This window comes from Algibacter sp. YIN40 (assembly GCF_057219435.1).
The window spans coordinates 534,086-545,844 of the sequence record NZ_JBXVVC010000002.1 but is presented as its reverse complement, the minus strand read 5'-3'; the positions used below and the strand labels follow the sequence as shown (position 1 = coordinate 545,844).

General features: G+C 31.3%; 11 protein-coding genes and 1 other RNA gene. 4 read left to right on the top strand and 8 right to left on the bottom strand.

The window, feature by feature from the left end; all coding sequences use genetic code 11:
• On the bottom strand, positions 1 to 204 hold the full coding sequence (locus AC2D6V_RS10170; RefSeq protein WP_484648031.1) for a hypothetical protein: 204 nt from the start codon (positions 202 to 204) through the stop codon (positions 1 to 3).
• A gap of 108 nt (positions 205 to 312) precedes the next feature.
• Here AC2D6V_RS10170 and pheT point away from each other — a divergent pair, with 108 nt between their 5' ends.
• A complete protein-coding gene (gene pheT / locus AC2D6V_RS10165) occupies positions 313 to 2,739 on the top strand; it encodes a phenylalanine--tRNA ligase subunit beta (protein WP_484648030.1) in 2,427 nt (808 codons plus the stop codon).
• 11 nt (positions 2,740 to 2,750) lie between these two features.
• On the opposite strand, the gene AC2D6V_RS10160 is transcribed toward pheT, so the two are convergent.
• Complete coding sequence (locus AC2D6V_RS10160; protein WP_484648029.1) at positions 2,751 to 3,572, bottom strand: cyclase family protein; 822 nt, start codon at positions 3,570 to 3,572, stop codon at positions 2,751 to 2,753.
• A 155-nt stretch (positions 3,573 to 3,727) separates the two neighbouring features.
• Here AC2D6V_RS10160 and AC2D6V_RS10155 point away from each other — a divergent pair, with 155 nt between their 5' ends.
• Entirely contained in the window at positions 3,728 to 3,958 is a 231-nt protein-coding gene (locus AC2D6V_RS10155) for a putative signal transducing protein (RefSeq protein ID WP_484648028.1), read from the top strand.
• 38 nt (positions 3,959 to 3,996) lie between these two features.
• On the opposite strand, the gene AC2D6V_RS10150 is transcribed toward AC2D6V_RS10155, so the two are convergent.
• The gene (locus tag AC2D6V_RS10150; RefSeq protein ID WP_484648027.1) at positions 3,997 to 5,622 is read right to left on the bottom strand and encodes an ABC-F family ATP-binding cassette domain-containing protein; all 1,626 of its coding nucleotides are present in this window, start codon (positions 5,620 to 5,622) and stop codon (positions 3,997 to 3,999) included.
• A 200-nt stretch (positions 5,623 to 5,822) separates the two neighbouring features.
• On the opposite strand from AC2D6V_RS10150, the gene AC2D6V_RS10145 reads away from it, so the two are divergent.
• Positions 5,823 to 7,244 carry a TlpA family protein disulfide reductase gene (locus tag AC2D6V_RS10145; RefSeq protein ID WP_484648026.1) on the top strand — a complete coding sequence of 474 codons (1,422 nt, stop codon included), beginning with the start codon at positions 5,823 to 5,825 and terminating at the stop codon, positions 7,242 to 7,244.
• Positions 7,245 to 7,317: 73 nt separating this feature from the next.
• Here the strand turns inward: AC2D6V_RS10145 and fsa are convergent, their stop codons facing one another.
• From fsa to ffs, 4 genes are all read right to left on the bottom strand, one after another.
• A complete protein-coding gene (fsa, locus tag AC2D6V_RS10140) occupies positions 7,318 to 7,971 on the bottom strand; it encodes a fructose-6-phosphate aldolase (protein WP_484648025.1) in 654 nt (217 codons plus the stop codon).
• Between the two features lie 105 nt (positions 7,972 to 8,076).
• A complete protein-coding gene (locus tag AC2D6V_RS10135; RefSeq protein ID WP_484648024.1) occupies positions 8,077 to 8,502 on the bottom strand; it encodes a hypothetical protein in 426 nt (141 codons plus the stop codon).
• A 50-nt stretch (positions 8,503 to 8,552) separates the two neighbouring features.
• Positions 8,553 to 9,356, bottom strand: coding sequence for an SDR family oxidoreductase (locus tag AC2D6V_RS10130; protein ID WP_484648022.1), 804 nt, complete (start codon positions 9,354 to 9,356; stop codon positions 8,553 to 8,555).
• 178 nt (positions 9,357 to 9,534) lie between these two features.
• An RNA gene (ffs, locus tag AC2D6V_RS10125) (signal recognition particle sRNA small type) lies at positions 9,535 to 9,633 on the bottom strand.
• 87 nt (positions 9,634 to 9,720) lie between these two features.
• Between ffs and AC2D6V_RS10120 the strand changes: the two genes are divergently transcribed.
• The gene (locus AC2D6V_RS10120) at positions 9,721 to 10,755 is read left to right on the top strand and encodes a glutaminyl-peptide cyclotransferase (protein WP_484648021.1); all 1,035 of its coding nucleotides are present in this window, start codon (positions 9,721 to 9,723) and stop codon (positions 10,753 to 10,755) included.
• Positions 10,756 to 10,758: 3 nt separating this feature from the next.
• Here AC2D6V_RS10120 and AC2D6V_RS10115 read toward each other — a convergent pair whose 3' ends face one another.
• Entirely contained in the window at positions 10,759 to 11,739 is a 981-nt protein-coding gene (locus tag AC2D6V_RS10115; RefSeq protein ID WP_484648020.1) for a PorP/SprF family type IX secretion system membrane protein, read from the bottom strand.
• Positions 11,740 to 11,759 lie beyond the last annotated feature (20 nt).

The window sequence follows — 11,759 nt, the reverse complement described above, 5'->3', positions numbered from 1 at the left end:
TTAAATACTATCTAACTCTTTTAATGCAGCCTCTAATTCTTGAGCACTTTGCTCAACTTCGTCCGCTAATTCTTTAATTTCAGCTTCTACAGCTTCTATTTCTTGTAAAGCTGCCTTAGTTTCTTCTTCCTCCTTTTTAGTGTCTCTACATGAGACAAAACCAATTAAAAGAAGTGCTAACAATAGTTTAGTCATTAATTTCATAAATATGCTTTTTATTTTATTTAAGGAGAATAATATACAATTTATATACCATTGTTTGAATGCTTCGAGCAATCTTTTATCTTTGCTAGCTTAAATAGAAAATGATTTATGAAGATTTCATATAACTGGTTGAAACAATTTATAAAAGTTGATTGGACGCCAGAACAAACAGGAGAATTACTAACAGACTTAGGTCTTGAGGTTGAGGGTATTGAGAGCTACCAATCTGTAAAAGGAGGCCTAGAAGGTGTGGTAGTTGGCAAAGTACTAACCTGTGTTAAACATCCAAATGCTGATAAACTTAAAATCACCACCATAGATGTTGGTTCCGACTCACCATTGCAAATCGTATGTGGTGCACCAAATGTCGATGCTGGTCAGAAAGTACCTGTTGCAACTATTGGAACAACCTTATATACTAAAGAAGGAGAAGCTTGGAAAATTAAAAAAGGAAAAATTCGTGGTGAAGAGAGCCATGGTATGATTTGCGCTGAAGACGAATTAGGTTTAGGCAAATCACATGATGGTATCATGGTTTTAGATGATAAAATAAAAATAGGTACTCTAGCTGCGGATGTTTTTAAAATTGAAAACGATGCTATATTTGAAATTGGACTTACGCCAAACAGAGCAGACGCCATGAGCCATTATGGTGTGGCAAGAGACTTAAAAGCTGGATTAGTTCAAAAGGAAATTAACTTAGAACTTATTACACCATCGGCAAGCGCTTTTCATACAGATAATCGCACACTAAAAATTGATATAGATGTTAAAAACAAAGATTTAGCGCCAAGATATTGTGGTGTTACTATTTCTGGAATTAAAGTTGAAGAATCTCCAACTTGGTTGCAAAATCGACTAAAAGCTATTGGACTAAATCCAATAAACAATATTGTTGATGCTACTAATTATGTATTACATGAATTAGGACAACCTTTACATGCTTTTGATGCCGTAAAAATATCGGGCAATAAAATTGAAGTAAAAACCTTAAAAGCTGGCACAAAATTTACAACGCTCGATGGTATTGAAAGAGAATTGCATCCAGAAGATTTAATGATTTGCGATGCAAAGAAACCTATGTGTATTGCAGGTGTTTTTGGAGGTATTGAATCTGGTGTTACAGAAAATACGACAAGTATATTCTTAGAAAGTGCTTACTTTAATCCTGTTAGTATTCGTAAAACCGCAAAACGTCATGGACTAAACACTGATGCTTCTTTTAGATTTGAACGTGGTATCGATCCAAATATCACAGAATATGCATTAAAAAGGGCAGCTTTACTAATTCAAGAACTAGCTGGTGGTGAAATAACGAGTGATTTAATTGATGTTTATCCTAATAAAATAAAGGATTTTGAGGTGAGATTAAGTTTTGATAAGGCAAAAAAACTCATTGGAGAAGAAATTCCGAAAGAAATAATCAAGCGTATTCTTACGTCATTAGATATAAAGGTTAATAATGTTACTGAAACTGGTCTTGGACTTACAGTACCTTCTTATCGCAACGATGTGCAGCGTGAAGCCGACGTAATTGAGGAAATATTGCGCGTTTATGGTTATAACAATATTAAAACATCTGAAAAACTCAATGCCTCTATCTCTAATGCTTCAAGATTTGAAGATCATAAAATTCAAAATGTTGTTAGCAATCAACTGGCGTCTCAAGGTTTTTTCGAAATTCTTTCTAATTCGCTTACAATACCAAATTATATCGCGCTAAGTGAGCAGCTTAAAGAAGATCATAATATTTCGATGCTTAACCCTCTTAGTGGAGATTTATCTGTTTTAAGGCAGTCTTTATTGTTTTCTGGATTAGAAGCCGTGTCTTATAATATTAATAGAAAAAGACAAGACTTAAAGTTGTTTGAGTATGGAAAAACATATCACGGCTACAGCGATAAACGAGATGAAATAAAGCACTTAACGCTATTTGTAACTGGTAATCGATTTATAGAACAATGGCACACAAAAAATGAAAAAAGTGATTTTTTCTATTTAAAAGGCATTATTGTTTCTATTTTGGAACGTTTGGGAATCAATAGATATAATGAATCACCTATTAATAATGATTTATTTAGTGAAGGAATATCCTTTAGTTTAGGAAAAATTAAGCTACTTGAATTTGGGTTAGTTTCTAAATCAGTATTAAACCATTTTGATATATCACAAGAAGTTATTTATGCCGATTTTAATTGGGATAATATTTTAGAGATTGTGAAGAGAAATAAAATAACGTTTAAATCAATTCCAAAATATCCAGAAGTACGTCGTGACTTTGCTTTATTATTAGATGATAACGTTAGTTTTGAAGCTATCCATAAAATTGCAGAGCAGAGTGAGAAGCAATTATTGAAATCTGTTAATCTATTTGATGTTTATCAAGGCAAGAATTTACCCAAGGGTAAAAAGAGTTATGCTGTTAGTTTTACCTTGCAAGACGAAAACAAAACACTTACTGATAAGCAGATAGACAAAATTATGAGCAAACTTCAAAGTAATTTTGAAAAACAACTTAATGCTGAATTGAGGTAACTATTTTGAATTTATTTTACTAAAGCTACAATTCTTAGTGGACCACCACTTCCGCCTTTTATTTTCATGGGTAAAGCAACAATAGCGAAACCTTTAGTTGGTAACATTTCCAAATTTGTGAGATTCTCAAAAGCTGGAATATTTTCGCCTAAAAGAATGATGTGGCTTTTAAAATCTGTTGATTGCCCGTAATCAATACTTGGTGTATCTAAGCCAATAGCATGAATATTTCTATTTTCAATTAACCATGATGCAGCATATGGGTCTAATCCAGGAAAGTGCAAATCTTTTATGGCTTCTGGACCTCGCATTTCTGTACCTAAATATTTTAGTTTGTTTGGATAATGTCTAGAAAAGCCAGTTTCAAGCAAAATAATACATCCTTCTGGTATCTGCATGTTTTCAGATTCTTCCCAGTCTTTAAAATCGTCTATGCTTACTAAATATTCTGGATTGCTTAAAGCTTTTTTCGATATATCAATTTTTATAGCTTGTCCAATCAAATTCTCAATAGGTATTTCATCTACTGTTTGACCTTGTTTCGCAAAATGAATGGGTGCATCAATATGAGTACCTCCATGTTCGGCAGTAGTGAAGTTATTGGCAGCATAAAAGAACCCCTTGTCTGTATCACCATGTGCAACAGTATCAAGGTGAAATTCTTTTGCTGTAACCCAGTATATAGTTTCATCAGAAAAATCGTGAGTTAAATCAATTATTTGACTATATTCTATAATATTTGAATTTAAAGTATCGTCTTGTATAGTTACTTTTTCTTTACAAGATGTAATATGCAAGATACATATCGATAAAAATACTGTAGTTTTTTTCATAATTAATAAATTTTTAAAATGTAACCTAAAAAGAAGTTTTTTACTCCTTCTAATTTAATGATTTTATCCATTCATAGTTAATATCAATTCAATAAAACTTTTAATTATCCTTAATATTTTGTATCTTTAAGATGAACCTAAAATCCTTTTTAGCTATGACAGATTCTAATTATATTAAAGTTTTTACGGGTAATCTTGTAATAAGTGAGCACATAAAGCAAAGCTTAGAAGAAACAGGAATTAGTGCTGTTATAAAAGCACAAAACGAATCTAACCTCAATCCTATTTTTGGAGGTCATTTACTTAATGAAGTTTATGTACACAAGGATGAACTCGATAGAGCTGTAGAAGTTGTGCAAGGTATTACTGCCGAGTTAGAGTCTTAAAACAAAAAAATCCTGATGTCTCAGGATTTTAATTTTATCTATACGTTAACAGAATACATCTTGTCTCGTAGCTCTTTAATTTTCTTATCCTGCATATATTCATCAAAAGTTGTATATCTATCAATTACACCATTTGGAGTTAACTCCACAACTCTGTTTGCTACAGTTTGTGCAAATTCATGATCGTGTGTTGTAAACAAAACGGTCCCTTTGAAATTTTTAAGTGAATTATTAAATGCTGTAATACTTTCTAAATCAAGATGATTTGTAGGTTCGTCAAGTTGTAATACATTGGCTCTCATCATCATCATTCGTGATAACATACATCTTACTTTTTCTCCTCCAGACAAAACAGATGACTTTTTAAAAGCTTCTTCACCACTAAATATCATTTTGCCTAAAAACCCACGAATATTCACTTCTTCTCGCTCTTCTTCTGTAGTCGCCCATTGGCGTAACCAATCTATTAAAGTAAGTTCATTATTAAAAAACTCACTATTATCTAATGGTAAATAAGACTGAGTTGTAGTTACTCCCCAAGCAAATTTACCAGAATCAGCTTTTTCCTTATTATTTAAAATTTGATAAAATGCTGTGGTAGCTCTTGAATCTCTTGAGAACACAACTACTTTATCTCCTTTTGCTAAATTTAAATCTATACTTTTAAACAAAACTTCACCCTCTGTTGAAGCCGTAAGTTTGTCTAAATTCAATATTTGATCACCTGCTTCTCTATCACGTTCGAAAATAATAGCAGGATAACGACGACTTGTTCTTCTAATATCAGCGATATTAAGTTTTTCAATCATCTTTTTTCTACTAGTCGCTTGTTTACTTTTGGCAACGTTGGCTGAAAACCGTCTAATAAATTCCTCTAATTCTTTTTTCTTTTCTTCGGCTTTCTTATTCTGTTGAGCGTGCTGTCTCGCTGCTAATTGAGAAGACTCATACCAAAAAGTATAATTACCCGAAAAGTGATTTATTTTTCCAAAATCAATATCAGAAATATGCGTACAAACAGCATCTAAAAAGTGACGGTCATGCGAAACAACTATAACGCAGTTATCATAATTAGCCAAGAAGTTCTCCAACCATGCAATTGTTTCATAATCTAGATCATTAGTAGGCTCATCCATTATAAGTACATCTGGATTTCCAAAAAGCGCTTGTGCTAATAAAACACGTACTTTTTGTTTACCATCTAAATCTGCCATAAGTGCATAATGAAAGTCTTCTTTTATGCCTAAATTAGATAACATTGCAGCAGCATCACTATCGGCATTCCAACCATTCATTTCTTCAAACTCTACTTGTAGCTCTCCAATTTTTTCGGCGTTCTCATCAGAATAATCTGCGTATAAAGCATCTATTTCTGTTTTAATTTTGAATAATGGTTTGTTACCCATTAATACGGTTTCTAACACAGTATGTGCATCATACAAATTATGATTTTGTTCTAAAACAGACATACGCTTTCCTGCTTCTAATGAAACATGCCCAGAAGTAGGATCTTGTTTTCCAGATAAAATCTTTAAGAATGTAGATTTTCCAGAACCATTGGCACCAATAATCCCATAGCAGTTGCCATTATTAAAGGCCGTACTTACCTCATCAAACAATACGCGTTTTCCAAATTGAACTGATAGATTAGAAACTGATAACATAACTTTTATTAAAATTTTTGCAAAAGTAGAAAAATCAATCTGTTAGGCGAAATGTAACCTAGATATTTTTAAACTTTAGTGAATTAATTAGAATCTAACAATAATAACATTTAACAGCGTATTAACAGGTCATTTTAAATACAAGGCATATTTTTGTTGAGAATACTGGGAGTCTCACCTAAACAATGAGAAAGGGATTTATGAAATTATATATTGGAATACTATTAATTGCTTTTACTTTAATTGGTTGTAAAAAAGACAACAATTCTAGTCAAGATAATTATGCATATATAGGAGGACAAATTATTAATCCGAAAAACAACTTTGTAGTTATAACTAAATCTGAAACTACTTTAGATACAATTATTTTAGACGGTAATAACAGGTTTTTATTTAAAATAAACGATTTAGAACAAGGTTTATACACTTTTCGCCACGGTGATGAATTTCAAATGGTTCTTTTAGAACCCAGTGATAGCATAATTTTTAGATTGAATACTTTAGATTTTGACGAGTCACTTGTTTACACTGGCAAAGGGGATAAAAAAAACAACTATTTTATTAATGAGTTTCTTCAAAATGAAAAGAAAGAAAAGGAGGTCTTTAAACTTTGTCAATTAGATCCAGAAGCTTTTGAAAAACGAATTGAAGAACTGAAAGACCAGAAGCTTGATTATCTATATAGATTTAAAAATAAGCATGAAACTTCTTCCTTATTTAATAAAGTAGCGCATGCTAATATTGATTATAGTCATTATTTTAATAAAGAAATTTACCCTTTTGTTCATTACGGAAAAAACAAAGCTGATATTTTAGAATCCTTACCCGATAACTTTTATGCCTACCGCCAAAATGTTAATTACAATGACGACTTTTTAAAAGATTATTTTAGTTATCAATCTTTCTTAAAATCTAATTTTAACAATTTAGCTCTTAAAGAACATCTTGGACATGCTAAGAATGGTAAATTCAATGGTAAATCCGTTTGTTTCACTTTAGACAAGTTAAAAATTATTGATAGTTTAGTTGATAATGTATCGATTAAGAATGAGTTACTTTACCACTACACAATTAACTTTTTAACCAAAAATAAAAGTGAGGAATGCAGTGATGCAGTTTTAAAATCGTTTTTAGCTAAAAGCGAAAGTGATAAAAACAATACTCAAATTAAGCATTATGCTTCTTCAATTTATAGGCTAAAAAGAGGCAACAAATTACCAGAAATTTCTGTAGTAGATTGCGATAATAAAGAACAAGATATTAATGCCGTAATTAGTTCTACAACCGTATTATGCTTTTGGTCTCATTCTATATATGGCCATTTTAAAGATACTCACAAAAAATTGAAAGAATTAGAAGTAAAATACCCTGAAGTAACCTTTATTACTATTAACGTTGATGATTATAACTTAGAAATGATAACAAAAACATTGAAGCGAAATCATTTGTCGTTTGATAACAAATATCAATTTAAAGACCATAAAAAGGCTAGAGAAGTATTAGCTATCTACCCAATGACTAAGGCTATTATTATAGACAAACACAAGAAGATATTTGATAGTAACACCAACATATTCTACTCAGATTTTGAAGAACAACTGTTAGGATTATTAAATAACTAACAAATCACATAACAAACAAAAAGGCCTTTATAAATTTAGTAAAGGCTTTTTTTTTATTTTATAAATTCACTTGTTAATTTCCTTTTTTATAATCTGCTAAAAACTTAGCTAAACCAATATCTGTTAATGGGTGCTTAAGTAAACCTTCAATTGAACTAAGAGGTCCTGTCATTACATCAGCACCTAATTTAGCACAATCTATAACATGCATGGTATGACGCACAGAAGCGGCTAGTATTTCCGTATCGAAGGCATAGTTATCATAAATATGTCTAATCTCAGCAATTAAGTTTAAACCATCGGTAGAAATATCATCAAGACGACCAATAAAAGGAGAGACATAAGTTGCTCCTGCTTTAGCAGCTAAAAGAGCTTGACCCGCTGAAAAAACAAGCGTTACATTTGTTTTCACTCCTTTTTCTGAAAAATATTTACAAGCTTTAACACCATCTTTTATCATTGGTAGCTTAACAACTATTTGGTCATGTAATTCCGCTAGAGCTTCACCTTCTCGAATCATGCCATCAAAATCTGTAGCAATAACCTCTGCACTAACATCTCCATCTACTATATTACAAATATCAACGTAATGTTTCAAAATATTGTCATGACCAGTAATGCCCTCTTTAGCCATTAAAGATGGATTAGTCGTTACACCATCTAAAACTCCAAGGTCTTGAGCTTCTTTTATCTGATCTAGATTCGCTGTATCTATAAAAAATTTCATTCTAAAAAATAGTTTAGGTTATTATTTAATTAATAGGCGAATTTACAATAATATGCTAGTTTGCTCATTAAATTATATTAAAATATATTAACAACTTAAAAGAAGTTAATTGACTACCAGTCTATACCTTTCAATAGTAGTGTCTTCGCATAAACCATCACAATCATTCAATCGATTTTCACAATTGTCATAATAATCGTTAGCCTGTTCAACAGTTAAGCGAATAGAGAAATTATAAACCCCAGATTCTAACGGTTGCCCTTCAATGAATACGCTTCTATAATCTATAATAAATTCAAGTCCGCGCGGTAAATCACCATCAAATGAAAAATAATAGTAATAACTGTCATCACGTGGTTCATTATTGATATCGGCCCGAATTTCTTCAAAATAATAATTATTTACCTGACCTGTTGTAAGTCTTGCATTTTGCAGCTGTGGATGTCTGTTAATAACACACTCTAAGATGTCTTGACAAGAATTAAGTAAAAAGAAAGAAAGTAGTACTGTTATTGATAATGCTTGTTTCATGATTTACGAATTTAGAAACAGTAATATCAAATAACGTACCAATTAGCAACTTAAAGTTTATAATGGTTCATCAAGAGGCTTTCGTAAACCTTATCTGGAAGTATTCTTTTAAGAACAATAGAAAATTTTTGCATAAATTCTCCAACTTTATAATGTCCTTTAGGGTTTTCGGTATTTATTATTTTGAATATTTGTTGAGCCATCATATTAGGGTTACTACCACTATCAACATGTTCGTTCATTAATTTTAATGTATTCCCATAAGATTTATTATATGGAGAATCCTCCAAAAGAGGCGCATGGTAACGTCCCGACGCTATGTTGGTTGCGAAATCACCTGGAGCCACATTAACCATATTTATATTGAAGCCTTTTAATTCCATTCTAAAAGCTTCTGTTAAAAGCTCTAAAGCACCTTTACTCGCGCTGTAAATGCCACGATATGGTAAGCCCATATAACCAGCAATAGAAGTGATATTAATAATTAAACCTGCTTTTTGATTACGCATATATGGTAGCGCAGCTTTAATAACATTAATTGGCCCAAAAAAGTTCGTGTCAAAATTTGCTTTAATCTCCTTTTCTGGAGTTTCTTCAATAGGACCGGTTATACCAGCTCCAGCATTATTTATTAAAACATCTAGTTTTCCTTCTTTTTCTATGATACTAGTTATTACTTTTTCAATCGTATTAGTATCTTTAACATCAAGTTCGAGGATTGGGAAAACACTGCTTTTATAATTAGCGGGGTTTCTACTCGTACCATATACGGTATAGCCTTTTTCAGTTAGATATTCACCTGTAGATTTACCTATTCCAGATGAACCACCAGTAATTAAAACAACTTTCGACATAATAATTGAAAATATAAAATCAAAACACCAAAATACAATTTAAAATAATTTGAATTATAATTAGTATGATAAATTAATGTGACTCCCTCCCGATAGCTATCGGGATTCGAGGGAATGTTCAATAAACTAAAAAATCTTGACTAGCCAAAGCTTTCAAGATTTAATTTTATTGTACAAAAAAAGGCAAGCTACCTACATCACACTGCTACAACCGTATACCTTTGCTGCGTTCCCGCCCTGGAGGATTCAACAGGAGCTAGTTGTGTAGGACTTGCCGGCTGCAAAGATACAACCTTTTAAAATTTTCACAATGATTTTTTAAACTGATTTTAAATAAATATCTTGCTTAAAATTTAAGTTTAAAATGAAGTTATTTAAAGCTCTTATAATCATATTTTTAGCAGGATTAGTAATTTCTTGTGGTTCTAACTCTAGTCAAAAAAAAAGTGATTTTTCTATAAAAACTAATGCTAAAAAAGGGAATATTTCTATTTCTGAAACTTTAAACATTTCATTAATAAACAAAAAGAATCATCCTGTTGATTCTGTTAATTATACTTTAGAAGGAAAGGCCATAACTGAATCCCATAACTTATTAAATTTCAAGTTAGGAAAGCATACTATTGAGGCTATAGTATTTTTTAATAATGAGAGACAAGTGGCAACTAGTAAGATTACCATTTTAAACAATGAAGCCCCTAAAATATATACATATAACATTATAAACGAGTACCCGCACGATATAACATCATATACACAAGGTATTGAGTTTTTTAACGGAAAACTTTATGAAAGCACTGGGCAATATAAAGAATCTAAGCTTCGCCAAATAGACTATAAAACGGGTGAGGTTATAAAAAATATTGATTTGGCAGATGAATACTTTGGTGAAGGGCTTACCATATTAAATGATAAAATATATCAACTAACTTGGAAAGAAGGTACTGGCTTTGTTTACGATGTGAATACCTTTGATAAACTAAGTAGTTTTAAGTATGGTAACAGTAAAGAAGGTTGGGGTCTGTGCAACAACGAGAATATAATTTATAAAAGTGATGGAACTGAAAAAATATGGCTACTAAATCCTGGGACTTTAATAGAAGAAGATAATATTCAGGTTTACACGAATAAAGGAAAGATAATTGGCATTAATGAAATGGAATGGGTTAATGGTAGTATTTATGCTAATCGGTATCAAAAAGATGGTGTAGCTATTATCAATCCTAAAAACGGTGCTGTTATTGGAGTTATTGATTTTAAACCATTAAAAGCTAAAGTAACTCAGCATGACGGTTTAGATGTACTTAATGGTATAGCCTATAATCCAACAACAAAAACATTATTTGTTACTGGCAAGCGCTGGGATAAGCTTTTTGAGGTAGAAATTGTAGAGAAATAGATTTTAATACCTCACCCTTGTCTTTGTACATGGACAATTACTGATAGCACGTAAAAAGTTTAATCCAATAGTAACAACATGCGTTCCTGAATTATACGCAGATAATTCGTTAGTAGTTATTTGATAAGCATATCCGAAATAAACAATGGACTTATTAAAACCTACCATAGGTCCTATATTGAGTGGTTTTAAAAATTGATCGTTTAAGAAACGGTATGAAATACCTGCCCAAAAATAATCGTCATTTCTACCAAATTTTCTCATTTTAAAATTTAAATCGGTACTCGAACGTTTATCACTACTAAAGTATTGATAGAACATAGAAGGTTCGAATTCAATCCCATTCTTTTTAGTTTCACCAAAAGTAATACCAGAGTATACTTGATAATTCATAAGCAAATTAGGTTCTGCAACTCTAATTTCACTAACACTTTTTTCAAGAATATTATTTGCATTCAAACTAAAAAAGAATGCTTTATATCTATAAAGTGCTCCAATATCAAAATTTGTATTTGAAGTTCTTCTGTCATCTGTTACAAACGGATCAATAATTGGGTTTTCGTATGATGTATTAAAATTATGGATATCAATTTTAAAGTTATTTACATTCAGTGAAATACCTAATGACAAATATTGTTCTGAGCTAACATCCAAAATTAAATGATGTGCAAACGAAAATTTTGCACCTGATTGAATGGTGTTTCCATTTCTATCGCTATAAAATGAAAAACCTAAACCAGAACGGTCACCTAACCTTACATCTGCATAAACCGATTGATTATCTGGTGCTCCTTTTATACCAACCCATTGTGTTAATCCGTTAGCTCTAATTTTTAAATTATCCCCTATTCCAGCGTAAGTTGGAGAAACCACGAAATTGTTATCTGCCAAGTATTGTGTAAATACGGGCAAATTTAACTCCTGACCATAGTTGTAGGAGGCAACTAAAAGTAGTAGGTATATTATTGGTTTTCTTAGGTTCATAATTTTAATGTTTGAGGCAT